We start from the raw sequence: 18,665 nt of genomic DNA on the forward strand, positions 1-18,665 counted from the left end.
AGTTGGGGTTTTGTTTTTGCGCCGCGGAAAACTCGCAGTGATCGGGCATAAAAAAACCACCTGCCTGAGGTGGTTTTTTTATGCCCGGGACTCACTCCCCGCGATAGATGCATCCGCTGGTGCAGGTCTCATGGATGCGGATCGCCGACAGTTCTGGCAGCAGTGGCTTCAGTTCCTGCCAGATCCACTTCGCCAGGTTTTCGCTGGTCGGGTTTTCCAGGCCGGGGATGTCGTTCAGGTAGTTGTGGTCCAGGCGCTCATACAACGGCTTGAAGATCGCCTTGATCTCGGAGAAGTCGCGAATCCAGCCGGTATGCTGATCGATTTCACCGCTCAGATGGATCGCCACCTTGAAGGAGTGACCATGCAGGCGGCCACACTTGTGTCCGTCCGGCACGTGAGGCAGGCGGTGGGCGGATTCGAACGTAAACTCTTTGAAGATTTCCACAGTATTGTCAGCTCTGAAGGGTGGCTATCGCGTGAGCGATAAGTGCAGCTCGGCAGTTTAACAGCTCCGGTGCGCGATGACCGACTCAAAGCGCCAGCAGGCGCTCTCCCAGCCTGCCGTGATCGGCCAGCTCGAGGAATTCGTCACCCAGGCGCCGGCTCTGCGCCATTGCCTCGCGCCAGTAGGCCTGGCGGCCCTTGTCATCGCCCATGTAGCGCTTGAAATCATTGCGGTCCGGCAGCTTGCCGTGGGGCAGCCGGGCCAGGTATTCGCGCGAAGGGGCCAGCAGCAGGACATCCTGTAGCCGGTCCGGGTTGCCGCGTCGCCACGGCAGGGTCTTGTCGAACCAGCCGGGAATGACCTTGTCCGTGAAGTGCGGGTAGAGCACCACGTCCTCGCCGCTGTAGGGCAGGTCAAGGTGATAGTCGAGCAGGCCGCCATCGCGATAGGTGCCCTGGCCGACGCCGACGATGTCCCGTACACCTTCCATCACCATCGGGATCGAGCCGGAGGCCAGCAGTCCCTGGCGCAGGTTCTCCGAGGCCAGTGGCAGCAGGCGTGACGGAAAGTCCTTCAGGGGCAGCAGGGGAGGGGACAGGCGTGGGTCATGCAGGATCACCCGCTCGAAGTGACGAGCCAGGCGCCCACGTCCGACCAGGTTGTCGGCGATGACCGAGGACAATCCGAGGCCGAGGCGGCCCCGATGATCGTCCGCCAGCAGGCCATGGCTCTTCACGATCACCACGTTCAAGCGATAGTGCTCGTTCGTCAGGATCGAGGCGTCCCGGCCATCGAGCAGGTCGTGCAGCATGCGCTGGCAGCTCTGGCTGACCTCGGCCATGGTCACGCCCTTGGCGAAGCTCTGTTCGTTGTACAGCTGCCCCAGGCGCTCGATGCCTTGCGCGGCATTCGGCAGGCAGGCGCTGGCAAACCGCCAGGCACCGATCGAGGCGCCGATCAATGAGCGCTCCCGTGGGCTCGCCGGCAGCCATTCACCGAACAGCGCCAGGTCCAGGCCCTGGATGCCCAGGGCTTTCGGTCCGCCTGCCGCGCCCGGCAGCGTGCCGACGTCGGCGGCCTTCAGGCCGCCTTCACGGATGCGTTGGAATGCACGCTTGCCGGCCTTGAGGGTCAGCGCGGGGAATTTGATGTGAATCGCAGTCATACAGCCCTCGTTCTCTGGGTCGGCGAATTATAGGGAAGGTTGCCGCGAATGGCTGTCGGCGTCGGGAAAAGAGCGGGCTTGTGAATAGGGATGGATAGATGACCGCCGGGGAAATTCAGCTTCGCTTAAGTTGGGGCGGTTACCGTGACGGGCATAACTGGCCATTTGCCATGGAGACCTATGATGAAAGCCCTGGGCGCTGCCTTGGCCTTTTTTGCTGTGGCAGTCACCACCTGTAATGTATCGGGTCGTGATATTGCCAGTGACGAAGCGGCGAAACTGCAAGCGGCAGGTACAATCCAGCCTCTTGATCGACTGACGGCCGTTGCCTTGGCCCGGCACCCCGGCGCTGTGCTGGGCGATACCGAACTGGACGAGAAATACGGTCACTACATTTATCAGGTAGAACTGCGCGATGCTCAGGGAATTGAGTGGGAGATTGAATTGGACGCCATCAGCGGTCAGGTTCTCAAGGACCATCAGGACAGGTAATGATTTTCAATTTGCGCGCCTGCGCTCTGCTGGCGCTGGCCACCTTCTGCTCCCTGGCATCGGCCAGGGATCTGGACCAGGACGAAGCCCTGCATCTGCGTCAGCAGGGGGTGATCCTGCCGCTCGAGCGCCTGCTGCAACAGGCCATGGGGCATTACCCCGGGGCGAAGCTGCTGGAGGCTGAACTGGAGAGCAAGCATGGCCTCTATGTCTACGAGGTCGAATTGCTGACCCAGGCCGGTGTGGTCCGGGAACTCAAGCTGGACGCCAGCAATGGTGACTTATTGAAAGACGAGGAGGACAACTGATGAGGCTGCTGCTGGTGGAAGATAACGTGCCCCTGGCCGATGAGCTGCTGGCCGGCCTTGCACGCCAGGGCTACGCCGTCGATTGGCTGGCCGATGGGCGTGATGCGGCGTATCAGGGGGCGACGGAACCCTATGACCTGGTCATCCTCGATCTCGGGCTGCCGGGCTTGCCGGGCCTGGAGGTCCTGCGGCAATGGCGGACCGGTGGCCTGACGGTGCCGGTGCTGATCCTGACCGCGCGGGACTCCTGGGCCGAACGCATCGAGGGACTCAAGGCCGGGGCCGACGACTACCTGACCAAACCTTTCCATCCGGAAGAACTGCAACTGCGGGTGCAGTCATTGCTGCGTCGTGCCCACGGCCAACCCAACCAGCCGACCCTGAAGGCCGCGGGGCTGCATCTGGACGAAGGCCGCCAGTGCGTCAGCCGCGATGGTGCGGAGATCCAGCTGACCGCGGCCGAGTTCCGCCTGTTGCGCTATTTCATGCTGCACCCGGAGCAGATTCTTTCCAAGGGACATCTGGCCGAACATCTCTACAACGGTGAAACCGAACGTGATTCGAATGTGCTGGAGGTGCATGTCAATCACCTGCGCCGCAAGCTCGGCCGCGCGGTGATCGAGACCCGCCGCGGCCAGGGTTACCGATTCGGCGGAACCGCCGGGTGAGGTCGATCCAGCGGCGTCTGAGCCTGGGCCTGGTCAGCGTACTGCTGGTGGTCGGCCTGATCGTTGCGCAAACCAGCCTGTGGCTGTTCGAACTGGGCCTGCAGCGCTATCTGGAGGATGGCCTGCACGCCGACAGCGAGAACCTGCTGGTCGCCCTGGTACGTGGCCCCCAGGGGCTGCAACTGGATGAGCGGCGGTTGTCCCCGGCCTATCAGCGACCGTTCTCCGGGCATTACTTCCGGATCGACTTCGCCGACCATCACTGGCGTTCCCGCTCGCTCTGGGACCAGGACCTGCCGGTCCCGGCGCAACCGGGCCTGCATGCCAACCTGCAACTGGGACCCGAGGGGCAGATGCTGCTGGTCCTGCGTTCGGACTACCGGCGCCTGGGGCAGTCGATCAGTATCAGCGTGGCCCAGGACTACACACCGGTGCGGGAAAGCTTCCAGCTGATGCAGCGCATCGGCCTGGGGATCGGACTCGCGGCGCTGATCGTGATCCTGTTGCTGCAACGGGTTACCGTTCGCCGGGCCTTGCGCCCCCTGGAAAATGCCCGGGAACAGATCGCGCAATTGCAGCAGGGACAGCGCTCGCAACTGGAAACCCGGGTGCCGCTGGAGCTTGAACCCCTGGTGGCGCAGATCAACCATCTGTTGGCCCATACCGAAGACAGCCTCAAGCGTTCACGCAATGCCCTGGGCAACCTCGGCCATGCCCTGAAAACCCCGCTGGCGGTGCTGCTCAGCCTGGCGTCGAGCGCCCAGCTGGAGGGCCAGCCGGCCTTGCGCAAGGTGTTGCGCGAACAGCTGGAGCAGATCGAACAGCGCCTGAGCCGCGAATTGAACCGTGCCCGTCTCGCCGGCGAGGCGCTGCCGGGCGTGCCCTTCGATTGCGATGCGGAACTGCCCGGGTTGCTCTCGACCCTGAGGATGATCCACGGCGAGCACCTGCTGTTGAGCCACAGCTCACCCCCCGGCCTGCAACTGCCCTGGGATCGGGAAGATCTGCTCGAACTGCTGGGCAACCTGCTGGACAACGCCTGCAAGTGGGCCGATGCCGAGGTACGCCTGGGTATCGTCGAGACGGCGGGAGGCTATCGCCTGAGTGTCGAGGATGACGGTCCGGGGATTCCCGAGCAGAGCCGGGACGAGGTGTTCAGCCGGGGGGCGCGGCTGGATGAACAGACCATCGGGCATGGGCTGGGATTGGGCATCGTGCGCGATATCGTCGACGCCTGGGGGGCGCAGATGGCCTTGTCGGGCAGCCCGCTGGGCGGGCTGCTGGTGACGATCGAGCTGCCGCGCAGAAGCTGAAGCCCCTGCGCGCGAAACCTTACACCCGGAACTGATCCATCAGTCCCTGTTGCTGGTTGGCCAACTGGTTCAGCGACTGACTGACCCGTGCCGATTCATTGGCCTGGCCGGACAGCGATTCGGTGACATCGCGAATGGTCGCCACGTTGTTGTTGATCTCCTCGGCCACCGCGCTCTGTTCTTCCGCCGCACTGGCAATCTGCAGGTTCATGTCGGTGATCACCGTCACCGCGTCGCCGATCTGCCGCAACGCCGTCACGGCCTGGCTGACCTGCTCGACACTGCCCTGGGCCTGGCGGTGACTGTTGCCCATGGAAGTCACCACTTCGCGGGTACCGGTCTGCAACTCTTCGATGACCTGGCGGGTTTCCTCCACTGACTCCTGGGTGCGCCGCGCGAGGTTGCGCACTTCATCGGCGACCACGGCGAAACCACGCCCGGCCTCACCAGCTCGGGCAGCTTCGATGGCGGCGTTGAGTGCCAGCAGATTGGTCTGCTCGGCAATCGCCCGGATGACCTCCAGTACGGAGCCGATTTTCTCGCTGTTGGCCGCCAGCCCTTCGACCTGGCCCATGGCGTCGCTCATGTCGGCGGCCAGGTGACCGATGCTCGCGGTGGTGCGATCGATCACGGTCAGCCCCTGACGGGTCGCCTGGTCGGCATCGCGCGCGGCCTGGGCGGCCTGGGCCGCGCTGCGGGCGACATCCTGGGCGGTGGCGCTCATTTCGTGGGAGGCGGTGGCGACCTGGTCGACCTGGCGGTACTGCTGTTCCATGCCGGCGCTGGTTTCGGTCGCGATGGACGCCGACTGGTCGGCAGTACCGCGGGCGTCCTGGACCGACCGCTTGACGTCGGCAATCACCGGCTGCAGTTTGTCGAGGAAACGGTTGAACCAGCCAGCCAGTTGGCCCAGTTCGTCCTTCTTGTCGTAATGCAGGCGGCGGGTCAGGTCGCCTTCGCCGCTGGCGATGTCTTCGAGCATGCGCGCCACGCCGAGAATCGGTCGGGTCACGCTGCGGGCCATCAGCCAGACCAGCAACAGTCCGATCACGGCACCGAGCAGGCCCAGGCCCAGCTCGATCAGGGTGCCGGCGGCGTTGCGCGCATCGAGCTGGCTCTTCAGGGTTTCGGCCGGCCCGACCAGGACCTTTTCCGGCACATCGAGCAACACGCCCCACGGCTTGCCGCCGGGAATCGGCTGGAACGGCGCGAGAATCTTCAGTTGCGCATCATTGCGCAGCACCTGCGTCTCGGTGCTGCTGGCCAGTTGGCGGATCAGCGCGGCACCGTTGTGGCTGTCGACCTGGTCGAGGCGCTGGCTGAGTTTGCTGGCATCCGGGCTGTAGCCGGCCAGCAGGCCCACCGGGCTGAGGATACTGACGCTGGTCTGGCCGTCGTAGAGCTTCTTGCTCGCCTGCTGGCTGACCGCTTGCAGGCTGTTGAGGTTGATATCCACGGACAGCGAGGCGATGACGTTGCCCTCGACGATCAGCGGAAACACGATGCTGGTCATCAGCACATTGTGGCCATCGATCTCGTAGAAGTAGGGCTCGATCACGCAGGGCTTGAGGGTGCTGCGCGGGCAGGTGAACCAGGCGTTGTTCGGCTCGCCGCTGGGGCCGGTGCTGGTGTCGCTCATATCGCTTTCCGGCAGCGACATGGAGGTCAACTGGCCCGGGGTCGGTTGCGACCAGTAGAGGGCAAAGCGGCCCTTGTCGTTGCTGCCCAGTTCCTTCTGGCCGGCGAACAGCTCGTCCTTGCTGTCCAGTGCGTTGGCTTCGAAGACCAGGGACAGGCCGAGCAGGTCCGGGTTGGCCTGGAGTGCGGCCTTGACCTGGCGGGTCAGGTCTTCGCGCAGATCGAAGGCATCGAGAAAGCGCTTCTGTGCCTGTTCGCGCAGGAATAGCACCTGGCGGGCAAAGCCGTTGCCGTACTGGTAGGCATCCATGAACTGCCGACGAATGATCAGCGCCTGGACTTCACCCTGGGCCTCGATGCGCGCCTGGGCGGCCTCGTTGAGCATTTCCATGCTCGATGCCTTGACCAGCTCCGAGCTGTGCTCCATACGATAGAGTGAAAGGCCGACCAGCAGGGTGACGACCCCCAGCAGGCTGAGTCCGGCGAGCAGGGTGATTTTCCATTGGATGGAAAGTTGTCTGAGCGACATGAAAGACGTCCTTAATCTTGAACTGCAGAGGTTTGGAAGTTTAACGGCATGATCGGTTTTTTCTTTATTTGAACGAACAAATAAAAAACAATGACCTGTGTCAGGAAAAGGCGGGTTTTATCCCATCGAACGATTGTCGATTGAAATCGACAATACGTCGTTGACGGTCGATTTCATGCCGGCCGCAGCCATCGCCCCCACGGTTTGTGCGGTTTCCACGGGCGTCGATGGTCCTCAACTTTCCGCCGGCGGGGCCGTTAACCCCTTACCTGCCGACAATAAGAGAACACCACCATGCGCCTGAGCCTGAAGGCCAAAGTCCTGTCCCTCGCGGTATTGCCGGTCCTGCTGTTCGCGGTCGTGATCAGCCTGACTACGGTGCTGATCCTGCGGAACCAGGCCCGCAACGAAGTCGAGGAAACCCGCGAGCGACTGATCTCCGAGGCCAAGGCCACCTTGCAGAGCTACGTGGCGGTGGCCATGACGGCGATCAAGCCGCTCTACGATGCCGCCGCGCCGGGGGACCAGGCGTCCCGTGACCAGGTGATCAAACTGTTGTCGAGCATCAAGTACGGCAAGGACGGTTACTTCTTCGGCTACGATTCGCAGATCGTCCGGCTGTTCAAGAGCAACAGTCCGGAAGGCCTTGGCAAGAGCTTCAAGGATGCCCGCGACCCCAACGGCGTCTATGTGAATCGTGACCTGGTGCAGGTCGCCAAGGACGGAACCCACTACCTGCAATACAGCTCGCCGCTGCCGGGCAACGAAACGGTGCTGGTGCCCAAGCTCGGATACACCGAATACCTGGCCAAGTGGGACATGGCCATCGGCTCCTCGGTCAACCTCGATGGCATCGAAGCCCAGGTCGCGGTGGTCCAGGGCAAGGTCAACGAGCGCATGGAAGGCGTGGTGCTGAGCATTGTCGGGATTGCCGTGCTGGTACTGCTGGTGATTGCCGTGGTCGGGATGATCGTCGCCAATACCATTCTGCGGCCGCTGATCCTGATGAAAGCCAACCTCGACGATATCGCCGCCGGCGAGGGTGACCTCACGCACCGCCTGGCGATCACCAGCCAGGACGAACTGGGGCAACTGGCCGGCTCGTTCAACCGCTTTGTCGACAAGATCCACAGCCTGGTCCGGCAGATCACCGAGATGACCGGCCAGTTGACCGGACTGGTCGGCCAGGTCTCCGAGCAGGCCAACCGCTCGGAACAGGCGATGGAGCGCCAGCGCCACGAAACCGATCAGGTCGCCACGGCGATCAACCAGATGTCGTCAGCCGCCCAGGAAGTCGCGCGCAGTGCCCAGGGCGCGGCGGTCGCGGCCCAGCAGACCGATGCCGAAGGCCAGACCGCCAAGCGCGTGGTGGATGGCAGCATCCAGCAGATCCACGCGCTGGTGAATGATATCCGCAGCAGTGGTACGTCCCTGGACAGCCTGCAGCAGGACGTGACGTCGATTGTCAGCGTGCTGGGGGTGATCCGTTCGATTGCCGAGCAGACCAACCTGCTGGCGCTCAACGCGGCCATCGAGGCGGCCCGGGCCGGTGAAGCCGGGCGTGGTTTCGCGGTGGTCGCCGACGAGGTCCGCGCACTCGCCAGCCGGACCCAGCAGAGCACCCAGGAAATCCAGGGGATGATCGATCGCCTGCAGTCGGGCACGCAGTTGGCGGTCGAGGCCATGCGTCGTTCCAGCGAGGCCGGCGACGGTACCTCGGTACGGGCCAACGAAGCGGGGGCTTCGCTGGATACCATGGCGCAGTTGATCGGCACCATCAATGCGATGAACGCGCAGATCGCCAGCGCCGCCGAGGAACAGACGGCGGTGGCCGAGGAGATCAACCGCAGCGTGCACCAGATCGCCACGGCGGTGGACAGCGTGGCCGATGAAACCCAGCGGGGGGCCCAGACCTCCCGCAGCCTGGCCGAGCTGGGGCAGCGGTTGGGCAAGCTGGTGGGGCAGTTCCGGATCTGAAGGCATCGTCGGCCAGCCGGCTCCCCCCATCCCCTGTGGGAGCTGGCAGGCCGGCGAAGAGGCCGGCCCGGGCAGCACAACCCTACGAGCTGACCTGAATATCGCGCATCAACAAGCCGAAGCGCAGATCGACCTGATCCGGGATCGGCAGGTACACCGTATGCCCATCTCCCGGCGCCACTGCAATCGCGCCGCCGCTGCCATTGCGCAGTTCATGCAGATCGAAATGAAAGTTGCCCCTGGGGGTCATCAATTCCAGGTGGTCGCCCAGCCCGAAGCGGTTCTTCACCTTGACCTCGGCCAGCCGGTCACGGCGTACTCCCGTCAATTCGCCGACAAACTGCTGGCGCTCGGAGACCGAACTGCCGTTCTGGTAGTTCTGGTATTCGTCATGCACATGCCGGCGCAGGAAGCCCTCGGTATAGCCGCGTTGGGCCAGTGACTCGAGGTTGTGCATCAGGCTGCGGTCGAATTCGCGCCCGGCCACCGCATCGTCGATGGCTTGGCGATAGACCTGGGTGGTCCGTGCGCAGTAGAAGTGCGATTTGGTCCGGCCTTCGATCTTCAGCGAGTGCACGCCCATGCGCGCCAGGCGCTCGACATGCTGCACCGCGCGCAGGTCCTTGGCATTCATGATGTAGGTGCCGTGTTCGTCTTCGAAGGCGGGCATCGACTCCTCGGGACGATTGGCTTCCTGCAGCAGGAACACCTGGTCGGTGGGTGCGCCCGCGCCCAGGGTCGGCTCGACCGGTTCGGGAGTGAAGGCCCTGACGATCTCGCCCGTGACGTTTTCCCCGGCCGGTTGTGCCGTGTACTTCCAGCGGCAGGCGTTGGTGCAACTGCCCTGGTTGGCGTCACGCCGGTTCAGGTAGCCGGACAACAGGCAGCGCCCCGAATAGGCCATGCACAAGGCGCCATGGACGAAGACTTCCAGCTCCATGTCCGGCACCTGCTCACGGATCTCGGCGATCTCTTCCAGGGACAGCTCCCGCGACAGGATGATCCGCGTCAACCCCAGTTGCTGCCAGAACCGCACGCTGGCCCAGTTCACTGTATTGGCCTGCACCGACAGGTGAATCGGCATCTGCGGGAAATGCTCGCGCACCAGCATGATCAGGCCCGGATCGGACATGATCAGTGCGTCCGGCGCCATCGCGACCACCGGTGCCAGATCCTTGAGGAAGGTCTTGAGCTTGGCATTGTGCGGGGCGATGTTCACCACCACGTAGAAGCGCTTGCCCTGGGCCTGGGCTTCGCGGATGCCGAGGGCCAGGTTGGCATGGTCGAATTCGTTGTTGCGCACCCGCAGGCTGTAGCGCGGCTGGCCGGCGTACACCGCGTCGGCGCCGTAGGCAAAGGCATAGCGCATGTTCTTGAGGGTGCCGGCGGGGGCCAGCAGTTCAGGGGCGGAAAGGGACATGGTCGGATCGTTCGCAAAAAAGTCGCGAGGTTAAACCGCCCGGGCCCGGCGTTTATTGATCTGGGTCCAGACTGGGTGAACGAATGATCGTCGCCCGCGGACTAATGTGCGAGGGCCTGAGTGTCCCCGGCGTTTTTTTCCAGGTGGACCGGCCATGAGCGAAACTTTCTTGCACAACAAATCCCTGCTGATCCTGCTGGCGTTGGTGACGATCGCCTTCCTGTGGATTCTCCAGCCGTTCTACGGCGCGGTGTTCTGGGCGGTCATTCTCGGCATCATCTTCGCCCCCTTGCAACGTCGCCTGCTGCTGCGCCTGAATGCCCGGCGCAACCTGGCGGCGCTGTGCACCCTGGGGATCTGCCTGGTGATCGCGGTGCTGCCGGTGATCGTCATCTCTGCCTTGCTGGTGCAGGAAGGCACGACGCTGTACCGGAGTATCGAAAGCGGCCAGCTGGATATCGCCGGTCATGTCGCGCAGTTCAAGCATCTGCTACCGGGGGCGATCCAGCGCGGGCTCGATCGGTTCGGGCTGGGTGACCTCAACGGGCTCCAGGCCAAGGTGGTCCAGGGGATGACGCAAGGCAGCCAGTTGCTTGCCAGCCAGGCCGTCAGCGTCGGGCAGGGCACCTTCGAGTTCGTGGTGAGCTTTTTCATCATGCTCTACCTGCTGTTTTTCTTCCTGCGCGACGGTCCGGAGCTGGTGCGCCGGATCCGCGCGGCCGTGCCCCTGGCCGAGCAGCAGAAGCGCCGCCTGCAACTGAAGTTCAACCGCGTGGTGCGGGCCACGGTGAAGGGCAACCTGCTGGTGGCGGTGACCCAGGGTGCCCTGGGCGGCGTGATCTTCTGGCTGCTGGATATCCCCAGCGCCTTGCTCTGGGCGGTGACCATGGCCTTTCTGTCGCTGTTGCCGGCGGTGGGCGCGGGGATCGTCTGGGCACCGGTGGCGGTGTATTTCCTGATGACCGGGGCCATCTGGCAAGGCGTGGTGCTGGCGCTGTTCGGGGTGCTGGTGATCGGTCTGGTGGACAATGTCCTGCGTCCGATCCTGGTGGGCAAGGACACGCGCATGCCCGACTACCTGATCCTGATCAGTACCCTGGGCGGGTTGTCGGTATTCGGCCTGAACGGCTTTGTCATCGGCCCGCTGATCGCGGCCTTGTTCCTGTCCAGCTGGGGCATCTTCACCGAGAGCAAGAGACGGGTGAAGCTGCCCGCCTGAGCCCATCACCTGAAACTGTAGGAAACCCCGGCGTACACCCCCATGCCCTCGCCAGGCACCGAACGGGCCGCATCGGCGCCCTTGTCGTCGTAGCCCGGCACCACCACGGCGGCATAGCGCTCGTTGCCCAGGTTGCGCAAGTCCAGCCAGGTCTGCCAGTCCTGCCTGGGCGAGGCATAACCCAGGGTTGCACCGAGCAGGGCGTAGGACGAGGCGTAGCGTGAATTGGCGTAGTCCACGGCGATGCGTGAGGCCATCTGCGTGTTCAGGCCGACATAGACACCGCTCGGATGGGCGTAACGGATTTGTGCCTGGTAGTAATGCTGCGGGATGCCCGGCAGGCGATTGTCGCCGAACGCCGCGTCGTCGCGATAATGGAAGTCGCTGAGGGTGTAGGCCTGGCGCAAGGATACCTGGCCCAGCTCCGGACGTTCCCACAACAGGCTTTCCAGCCCGGCCTCGATGCCCTGGTGCACGGTGGGACTGGCATTCACCTCGCCGGTGATCTGCGCCTGGGTCTGCGTGGCGGCCTGCATCTCCACCGTCAGCAGTTCATGACGGACTGCTGAGTAGTACCAGGCCAGGTCCCATTTACCGAGCCAGGCTTCGCCGCGGCTACCCAGTTCGAGGGTGGTCGCGGTCTGGTTCTTCAGTTCCACCGGCGTGCTTTGCAGGCCGGTGGCCGCACCATTGCCCGCGCTGAAGCGGGTCCCCGAACTCCAGATCAGCGCCCATGGATGCGGTGGCTCGACCGAGCGGCCGAGATTGCCATAGACCTGCAAGCGCGGGCTGAACTCGTAGCGCAGGCCTACCCGTGGCGCGTAGTCCCAGTCGTGCTGGCTGACCTTGCCGCCGCTGGCCGGGTAACTCACATCGCTTTCGCGGCGGGTATAGATCATCGCCAGGCCGGTGGTCAGCCAGAGATCGGGCAGCACTTCCAGGTCATTGCCGGCGTGCAGCACATTGTCCGAGCCCTGGTAACTGAAATCGCGGGTCCTGGTGCCGACCGGGTAGAGCGGGTTGGTCTGGACCCGGACAAATTCCGAGGCGCCGCTATTGGGCAGGTGCCTGGTGCTGCGCCAGCCCAGGGTGCTTTTGCTTTCCAGGCCGAACAGCGTGTCGCGGCGGGTGTAATTCAAGGTGCCACTGACATCGGTGTAGGCCACCTTCAGGCGGTTGGGACCTTCGCGCAGGTCCATCGGGTAGTCGTGGTAGACCAGTCCGATCTCGAGCTGCGAATCATCGTCCAGATACATCGTGGTCTTGCTGCCCAGCCAGGTACTGCCCGGCTGCGGGCGACTGGCGTCACGACTGACATAGAGCGGGTTGGCGGCGCGCGGGTGATGCTTGATCTGGTCCTGGGTCACACGTCCGGCCAGCTCGTTGTCGGTTTCGCGATAACGCAGGTACAGGCGGGTCTCCAGTTCCGGGCTGAAGCGATAGCCGACATTGGCCGCGAGGCCTTTGCTGCTGCCCCGGGTATGGTCCTGATAGCCATCATCGTCCGAGTCGGTCAGGGCGAGGTAATAATCCAGGTCGCCGAGGACCTGGCCGGAACTGACCTGGCGCTTGCGATAACCATGGCTGCCGGTTTCATAACGCACCTGCAGCGGCGCGGCATCCCGTCCGGTGTGGGTCACATAGTCGATGGCTCCGCCGAGGGCCAGGGAGCCCCGGTCGAAGCCGTTGGCACCACGCAGCACTTCGGCACGGCTGAGCCACAGCGGTTCGAACAGTTCATAGGGCGTGCCACCGGGACCGGTCAGTGGCAGGCCGTCGAACAGTGTGTAGATCCCTGAGCCGTGGGCACCGGGTGCGCGGTTGATGCCCGAGCCGCGAATCGACACCTTGGTGCCGTCATTGCCGGCCGACTGGGCATAAACCCCGGGTTGGTAGGCCAGCACGTCCTGGTTGCTGGCGGTGCGGCCGTTTTCGACGCGTTCGAGATCGATCAGGTTGCTGGCACCGGGAATCTCGTGCAGTTGCGCACGGGCATTGTCGAGCTCGCTGATCTCTTCGCTGCGTACGTCCACCTCGCCGAGTTCCAGTGGGGCGGGCGCGGCTTGCAACGGTGCGGCGCAGAACAGCGCCGCCAGCGGCAACAGGGAAGAGGGCAGCAGGGAGGAGGGCAGGGCGATGCGCATCAATCGGGGCTCGGCGGAACAGGGCGCGCCAGCCTATAGAAGTCGAGAATCGTTCGCAATGAATTGACGGTGCGCTGAAAACAAAACACCCCGCCGGAGTTGCCTCGGGCGGGGTGTCGGGTCCTTCTGGCTGCTTGCTTAGCTAGCCAGTACCGCGTGTTGCACCAGCTCCAGCAATGGCTGCGGGTACAGGCCGAGGAAGAAGGCCAGGACCGCGATTGCCAGCAGCATCACGCCGCCTGCACGTTGTTCCCAATGCAACTGGGCATCGTGGCGACGCAGGTTCGGCTCGATCAGGTACAGGGTGACCATCACGCGCAGGTAGTAGAAGACGCCGATGGCGCTACCGATCACCAGGGAACCGATCAACCACCAGTGCTGGGATTCGACACCGGTCGCGATGATGTAGAACTTGCCGATGAAGCCGGCGGTCAGCGGGATACCGGCCAGGGACAGCATCATCACGGTCAGCACGGCGGTCAGGTACGGACGGCGCCAGAACAGGCCGCGGTATTCGTACAGGGCATCCATGTCACGGCCGTTGTACGGCGAGGACATCAGGGTGATCACGCCGAAGGCGCCGAGGCTGGTGATCACGTAGGTGACCAGGTACACGCCCATGGCTTCCAGCGCCAGGCCCTTGCTCGCCACCAGGGCGATCAGCAGGTAGCCGAAGTGGGCGATGGACGAGTAACCGAGCAGACGCTTGAGGTTGCTCTGGGTCAGCGCCAGCAGGTTGCCGACCAGGATCGACGCGACGGCAATCACCGCCAGCACATTGCTCAGGACGCCACTGCTGGCGACCGGCGAGATCTGGAACAGGCGGATCATCACCGCGAACACGGCCACCTTGCTGGCGGTGGCCAGGAAGGCCGCCACCGGCGCCGGGGCGCCTTCGTAGACGTCCGGGGTCCAGAGGTGGAACGGCACCAGCGACAGCTTGAACGCCAGGCCGACCAGCATCATGCCCAGGCCCAGCTGGGCAATCGGGCTTGGCAGGCCGGTGGCGGCCAGGGCGTGGCCGATACCGGTGAAGCTCAGGGTGCCGGCTTCGGCGTAGAGCAGGGCCATGCCGAACAGCAGGAACGCGGAACCGGCAGCCGACAGCACCATGTACTTGATACCGGCTTCCAGCGAGCGCTTGTTGAAGAAGGCATAGGCCACCAGGCCGTAGACCGGTACCGAGAGCAGTTCCAGGCCGATGAACAGGCTGGCCAGGTGCTGCGCGCTGACCAGGACCAGGCCGCCGGCGGCGGCCATCAGGATCAGCAGGTACAGTTCTTCGCGGTTGCCCGGGTAACCCGAGCCGCCATCACCCAGGTAGGCGTGGGCGAGGGTGACGCAAGCCAGCGTCGCCACCAGGATCAACGCCATGTACAGGCAGGCGAAATCGTCGATCTGGATCAGCGGTGTCACCACCAGGGGGGCGACTTTCAGCGCCGGCAGAATCGACAGCAGCGCCAGGTTGAGACCGGCCACCGAGAGCAGGAAGGTCTGTGAGTGGTTGCGGCGCCAGGCGATTGCCAGCATCACCACGATAATGGTGAGGCTGGTGATCAGCAGCGGCGCCAGCGCGATAAAGTGTTGGATCGTGAATTCCATAGCGCTCTTACCGGGCCGAAGCGAGTTGAGTGAAGGCGGTGCCGAGCCACTGCTGCACGCCATGCATGGTGGCGGCAGAGGTGTCGAGGAACGGTTGCGGGTACACGCCGATGTAGATCAGCAGTGCCGCAAGACCGAGCACCATGGCCAGTTCGCGACCGTCCATGCCGTGCAGCACTTCGTCCGACTTGGCCGGACCGAAGTAGGCGCGGTGGATCATGATCAGCGAGTAGACCGAACCGAACACCAGGCCGGAAGTGGCAATCGCGGTGATCCATGGCGCACTGACGAAGGTGCCGATGAGGATCAGGAACTCGCCGACGAAGTTGCCGGTTCCCGGCAGCCCCAGCGAGGCGGCGGCGAAGAACAGGCTGATGGCCGGCAGGTAGGCGATCTTCGACCACAGGCCACCCATTTCACGCATGTCGCGGGTGTGGGTGCGCTCGTAGAGCTGGCCGCTGAGGATAAACAGTGCCGCCGCCGACAGGCCGTGGGCGAGCATCTGGATCACCGCGCCTTGCAGGGCCTGCTGGCTGCCGGAGTAGATCCCGATCAGTACGAAGCCCATGTGCGAGACGCTGGAGAAGGCGATCAGGCGCTTGATGTCGGTTTGGGCGAAGGCCAGGAAGGCACCGTAGAAGATCCCGATCAGACCCAGGGTCATGGCGATCGGCGCGAACTCGGCCGAGGCATTCGGGAACAGCGGCAGGGCGAAACGCAGCAGACCATAGGCAGCGGTCTTCAACAGGATACCGGCCAGGTCGACGGAACCGGCGGTCGGCGCCTGGGCGTGGGCGTCCGGCAGCCAGGAGTGGAACGGTACCACCGGCAGCTTGACCGCGAAGGCGATGAAGAAACCGAGCATCAGGATGTACTCGGTGGTCAGCGACATCTTGGTCTTCAACAGGTCGGCGTAGTTGAAAGTGATCACGCCGGTGTTGTTGAAGTTGACCAGTACCAGGCCGAGGATCGCCACCAGCATGATCAGGCCGGAAGCCTGGGTGAAGATGAAGAACTTGGTCGCCGCGTAGATCCGGGTCTTCTTGCCGTCCGAAGAACTGTGACCCCAGAGCGCGATGAGGAAGTACATCGGCACCAGCATCATTTCCCAGAAGAAGAAGAACATGAACAGGTCGAGGGCCAGGAACACGCCGACGACACCGCCCAGGATCCACATCAGGTTCAGGTGGAAGAAGCCCACGTGACGCTGGATCTCTTTCCACGAGCAGAGTACCGAGAGGATACCCAGCAGGCCGGTCAGCAGGATCATCAACAGCGACAGGCCGTCGAGGGCCAGGTGCACGTTGATGCCGAAGCGCTGGATCCAGACGTGCTTGAACTCAATCGCCCAGGTGGGATCGGCGCCGGGTGCCGGCGCGAACGAGTAATCCCCGTGGGCCCACAGCCAGAGGCCGAGGGCGAGTTCGAGGGACATGGTCAGCAGCGCAATCCAGCGGGGGAGGGTAGAGCCGAAACGCTCACCCAGCCAGCACAGCAGGCCACCGATAAAGGGGATCAGGATTAGCCAAGGCAGAATCATGACGGGCTCAATTCCTTTCGCAATGTCGCAAGGTTCATAGTCAGACCGCTACCAGTACGATGGCGCCAAGCACCAGCACGGCACCAGCGGCGATCGACGCGGCATACCAACGCAGCTGACCGGTCTCGGTGCGGCTCAGGGCGGTGTGACCGCCTTTGGCCATACGCGGGATCAGGCCGATGGTCTGGTCGAGCGGGTCTTTGCGCAGCACATGACTGATCGCCAGGTACGGCTTGACGAACAGCTTGTCGTAGATCCAGTCGAAGCCCCAGGCGGCGAACCACCAGGCCGACAGGAAGCGCCCGATACCGCTGTTGGCGACGGCGGTGACGAAACGACGCTTGCCGAGGAACAGCACGGCCGCCAGCAGGATACCGGCCAGGGCGATGGCACCCGAGGCGATTTCCAGGCTGTGCTTGGCTTCGCCGCCGGCATGACCGGCGCTTTCCGGCAGGACACCGGCCAGTGGCGGATGAATCCAGGCGCCGATGAAGGTCGACAGCACGATCAGCACGCCCAGCGGCAGCCAGTGGGAAATCCCGTGGCCGGCGTGGGCTTCGGTCTTGGCTTCACCGTGGAAGGTGATGAAGATCAGGCGGAAGGTGTACAGCGAGGTCATGAACGCACCGACCAGGCCGGCGTACAGCAGGCCGTGGTTGCCGCTGGCGAAGGCTTCCCAGAGGATTTCGTCCTTCGAGTAGAAACCGACGGTGACGATCGGCAGGGCGGCCAGGGCGGCACCACCGACGATGAAGCTGGCGTAGGCCAACGGCAGTTTCTTCCACAGGCCACCCATCTTGAAGATGTTCTGCTCGTGGTGGCAGGCAACGATCACCGCACCGGAGGCAAGGAACAGCAGGGCCTTGAAGAAGGCGTGGGTCATCAGGTGGAAGATCGCGCCTTCCCAGGCACCGACGCCCAGGGCCAGGAACATGTAGCCGATCTGGCTCATGGTCGAGTAGGCGAGGATACGCTTGATGTCGGTCTGGACCAGGGCGGCGAAACCGGCCAGGACCAGGGTCACGCCACCGACGATGCCGACCAGGTGCAGGATATCCGGCGCCAGGGCGAACAGACCGTGGGTACGGGCGATCAGGTAGACACCGGCGGTCACCATGGTCGCGGCGTGGATCAGTGCCGAAACCGGGGTAGGACCGGCCATCGCATCCGCCAGCCAGGTCTGCAGTGGCAGCTGGGCCGACTTGCCGACCGCACCGCCCAGCAGCATCAGGGTCGCCAGGACGATCCAGAAGTCGCCGACCTTGAAATGCTCGGGCGCCTTGACCAGCAGTTCCTGGATATTCAGCGTACCCAGTTGCTGGAACAGGATGAACAGGCCGATGGCCATGAACACGTCGCCGATGCGGGTGACGATAAAGGCCTTCAATGCCGCGTTACCGTTGTTGCGGTTGCTGTAGTAGAAACCGATCAACAGGTAGGAGCACAGGCCCACGCCTTCCCAGCCGAAGTACAGGAACAACAGGTTATCGCCCAGGACCAGGAACAGCATGCTGGCGATAAACAGGTTGGTGTAGGCGAAGAAACGCGAGTAGCCGTCTTCACCGCGCATGTACCAGGACGCGAACAGGTGGATCAGGAAACCCACGCCGACCACGACGCCGAGCATGGTGATCGACAGGCCGTCGATGTACAGGGCGAAGTTCGGGGCGAAACCGTCCACCGACATCCACTGCCACAGCACCAGGGTGTAGTGACCACCCTCGGGCGGTGCGACATTGAATTGCCAGATCACGTAGGCGGCGACAATCGCCGACAGGCCGATGGAGCCGACACCGATCAGCGCCGAGAGGTTTTCCGAGAGGCGTCCCCGGGAGAACGACAGCAGCAGGAAACCGATCAGGGGGAATACGAAAGTCAGAAAGATCATGTTCATCCGCGCATCTCACTGGCAGCGTCGATATCGAGCGTGTGGAAGCGGCGATACAGTTGCAGCAGGATCGCCAGGCCGATACTGGCCTCGGCGGCTGCCAGGCTGATCACCAGGATGAACATGATCTGTCCATCCGGTTGCGCCCAGCGTGCGCCCGCGACGACGAAGGCCAGGGCGGCGGCGTTCATCATCACCTCCAGGCTCATCAGCACGAAGAGGATGTTGCGGCGGACCATCAGGCCGACCAGACCGAGGCAGAACAGGATGCCGGCGACGGCCAGTCCATGCTCAAGAGGGATAGCAGGCATGGT

15 protein-coding genes and 1 pseudogene are annotated in these 18,665 nt (G+C 63.7%); 7 read left to right on the forward strand and 9 right to left on the reverse strand.

Going from position 1 to position 18,665, the window contains the following annotated elements:
* Positions 1 to 91: 91 nt before the first annotated feature.
* Both queD and HX881_RS30215 read right to left on the reverse strand, forming a co-directional pair.
* A complete protein-coding gene (gene queD / locus HX881_RS30210; protein ID WP_017123816.1) occupies positions 92 to 448 on the reverse strand; it encodes a 6-carboxytetrahydropterin synthase QueD in 357 nt (118 codons plus the stop codon).
* An 85-nt stretch (positions 449 to 533) separates the two neighbouring features.
* A complete protein-coding gene (locus HX881_RS30215; RefSeq protein WP_017123817.1) occupies positions 534 to 1,613 on the reverse strand; it encodes a hypothetical protein in 1,080 nt (359 codons plus the stop codon).
* 183 nt (positions 1,614 to 1,796) lie between these two features.
* Here HX881_RS30215 and HX881_RS30220 point away from each other — a divergent pair, with 183 nt between their 5' ends.
* The 4 genes from HX881_RS30220 to HX881_RS30235 are packed head-to-tail and all read left to right on the forward strand — an operon-like array spanning position 1,797 to position 4,394.
* Positions 1,797 to 2,105 (forward strand): PepSY domain-containing protein, encoded by a 309-nt coding sequence (locus tag HX881_RS30220; protein WP_042934458.1) that lies wholly within the window; start codon positions 1,797 to 1,799, stop codon positions 2,103 to 2,105.
* Positions 2,105 to 2,413 (forward strand): PepSY domain-containing protein, encoded by a 309-nt coding sequence (locus HX881_RS30225; RefSeq protein WP_177088238.1) that lies wholly within the window; start codon positions 2,105 to 2,107, stop codon positions 2,411 to 2,413. The genes HX881_RS30220 and HX881_RS30225 overlap by 1 nt, the downstream gene beginning before the upstream one ends.
* The gene (locus tag HX881_RS30230; protein WP_017123820.1) at positions 2,413 to 3,081 is read left to right on the forward strand and encodes a response regulator transcription factor; all 669 of its coding nucleotides are present in this window, start codon (positions 2,413 to 2,415) and stop codon (positions 3,079 to 3,081) included. Before HX881_RS30225 ends, HX881_RS30230 begins: the two co-directional genes overlap by 1 nt.
* Positions 3,078 to 4,394, forward strand: coding sequence for a sensor histidine kinase (locus HX881_RS30235; protein ID WP_017123821.1), 1,317 nt, complete (start codon positions 3,078 to 3,080; stop codon positions 4,392 to 4,394). The genes HX881_RS30230 and HX881_RS30235 overlap by 4 nt, the downstream gene beginning before the upstream one ends.
* 19 nt (positions 4,395 to 4,413) lie before the next feature.
* Here HX881_RS30235 and HX881_RS30240 read toward each other — a convergent pair whose 3' ends face one another.
* The gene (locus HX881_RS30240) at positions 4,414 to 6,561 is read right to left on the reverse strand and encodes a methyl-accepting chemotaxis protein (RefSeq protein ID WP_177088240.1); all 2,148 of its coding nucleotides are present in this window, start codon (positions 6,559 to 6,561) and stop codon (positions 4,414 to 4,416) included.
* A gap of 294 nt (positions 6,562 to 6,855) precedes the next feature.
* Here HX881_RS30240 and HX881_RS33335 point away from each other — a divergent pair.
* Together HX881_RS33335 and HX881_RS33340 are read left to right on the forward strand one after the other, a co-directional pair.
* Positions 6,856 to 7,680: pseudogene (locus tag HX881_RS33335) on the forward strand (cache domain-containing protein); the annotation flags it as partial.
* A 102-nt stretch (positions 7,681 to 7,782) separates the two neighbouring features.
* Entirely contained in the window at positions 7,783 to 8,538 is a 756-nt protein-coding gene (locus HX881_RS33340; protein ID WP_370590999.1) for a methyl-accepting chemotaxis protein, read from the forward strand.
* A gap of 82 nt (positions 8,539 to 8,620) precedes the next feature.
* On the opposite strand, the gene trhP is transcribed toward HX881_RS33340, so the two are convergent.
* Positions 8,621 to 9,958 (reverse strand): prephenate-dependent tRNA uridine(34) hydroxylase TrhP, encoded by a 1,338-nt coding sequence (gene trhP, locus HX881_RS30250; protein WP_177088242.1) that lies wholly within the window; start codon positions 9,956 to 9,958, stop codon positions 8,621 to 8,623.
* A gap of 154 nt (positions 9,959 to 10,112) precedes the next feature.
* Between trhP and HX881_RS30255 the strand changes: the two genes are divergently transcribed.
* Positions 10,113 to 11,177 carry an AI-2E family transporter gene (locus tag HX881_RS30255; RefSeq protein WP_177088244.1) on the forward strand — a complete coding sequence of 355 codons (1,065 nt, stop codon included), beginning with the start codon at positions 10,113 to 10,115 and terminating at the stop codon, positions 11,175 to 11,177.
* Positions 11,178 to 11,182: 5 nt separating this feature from the next.
* Here HX881_RS30255 and HX881_RS30260 read toward each other — a convergent pair whose 3' ends face one another.
* The 5 genes from HX881_RS30260 to nuoK form a co-directional block, all read right to left on the reverse strand.
* The gene (locus HX881_RS30260; RefSeq protein ID WP_177088246.1) at positions 11,183 to 13,321 is read right to left on the reverse strand and encodes a TonB-dependent receptor family protein; all 2,139 of its coding nucleotides are present in this window, start codon (positions 13,319 to 13,321) and stop codon (positions 11,183 to 11,185) included.
* A 138-nt stretch (positions 13,322 to 13,459) separates the two neighbouring features.
* Entirely contained in the window at positions 13,460 to 14,923 is a 1,464-nt protein-coding gene (nuoN, locus tag HX881_RS30265) for an NADH-quinone oxidoreductase subunit NuoN (RefSeq protein ID WP_017123827.1), read from the reverse strand.
* Positions 14,924 to 14,930: 7 nt separating this feature from the next.
* A complete protein-coding gene (nuoM, locus tag HX881_RS30270) occupies positions 14,931 to 16,463 on the reverse strand; it encodes an NADH-quinone oxidoreductase subunit M (RefSeq protein ID WP_017123828.1) in 1,533 nt (510 codons plus the stop codon).
* A 40-nt stretch (positions 16,464 to 16,503) separates the two neighbouring features.
* Positions 16,504 to 18,357, reverse strand: a complete 1,854-nt coding sequence (nuoL, locus tag HX881_RS30275) for an NADH-quinone oxidoreductase subunit L (protein WP_177088248.1) — start codon at positions 18,355 to 18,357, stop codon at positions 16,504 to 16,506.
* Positions 18,354 to 18,662 carry an NADH-quinone oxidoreductase subunit NuoK gene (nuoK, locus tag HX881_RS30280; RefSeq protein ID WP_010444593.1) on the reverse strand — a complete coding sequence of 103 codons (309 nt, stop codon included), beginning with the start codon at positions 18,660 to 18,662 and terminating at the stop codon, positions 18,354 to 18,356. Before nuoK ends, nuoL begins: the two co-directional genes overlap by 4 nt.
* Between the last annotated feature and the right edge of the window lie 3 nt (positions 18,663 to 18,665).

The organism is Pseudomonas gingeri (assembly GCF_013386115.1).
Taxonomy (GTDB): domain Bacteria; phylum Pseudomonadota; class Gammaproteobacteria; order Pseudomonadales; family Pseudomonadaceae; genus Aquipseudomonas; species Aquipseudomonas gingeri.

Bases quoted from the DNA above. Each gene is read 5' to 3' on its own strand.
- nuoM (WP_017123828.1), bottom strand. From the start codon at position 16,463: ATGATTCTGCCTTGGCTAATCCTGATCCCCTTTATCGGTGGCCTGCTG.
- HX881_RS30260 (WP_177088246.1), bottom strand. From the start codon at position 13,321: ATGCGCATCGCCCTGCCCTCCTCCCTGCTGCCCTCTTCCCTGTTGCCG.
- nuoL (WP_177088248.1), bottom strand. From the start codon at position 18,357: ATGAACATGATCTTTCTGACTTTCGTATTCCCCCTGATCGGTTTCCTG.
- HX881_RS30225 (WP_177088238.1), top strand. From the start codon at position 2,105: ATGATTTTCAATTTGCGCGCCTGCGCTCTGCTGGCGCTGGCCACCTTC.
- HX881_RS30230 (WP_017123820.1), top strand. From the start codon at position 2,413: ATGAGGCTGCTGCTGGTGGAAGATAACGTGCCCCTGGCCGATGAGCTG.
- HX881_RS30220 (WP_042934458.1), top strand. From the start codon at position 1,797: ATGAAAGCCCTGGGCGCTGCCTTGGCCTTTTTTGCTGTGGCAGTCACC.
- HX881_RS33340 (WP_370590999.1), top strand. From the start codon at position 7,783: ATGGAGCGCCAGCGCCACGAAACCGATCAGGTCGCCACGGCGATCAAC.
- HX881_RS30240 (WP_177088240.1), bottom strand. From the start codon at position 6,561: ATGTCGCTCAGACAACTTTCCATCCAATGGAAAATCACCCTGCTCGCC.
- HX881_RS30215 (WP_017123817.1), bottom strand. From the start codon at position 1,613: ATGACTGCGATTCACATCAAATTCCCCGCGCTGACCCTCAAGGCCGGC.
- nuoK (WP_010444593.1), bottom strand. From the start codon at position 18,662: ATGCCTGCTATCCCTCTTGAGCATGGACTGGCCGTCGCCGGCATCCTG.
- nuoN (WP_017123827.1), bottom strand. From the start codon at position 14,923: ATGGAATTCACGATCCAACACTTTATCGCGCTGGCGCCGCTGCTGATC.
- HX881_RS30255 (WP_177088244.1), top strand. From the start codon at position 10,113: ATGAGCGAAACTTTCTTGCACAACAAATCCCTGCTGATCCTGCTGGCG.
- trhP (WP_177088242.1), bottom strand. From the start codon at position 9,958: ATGTCCCTTTCCGCCCCTGAACTGCTGGCCCCCGCCGGCACCCTCAAG.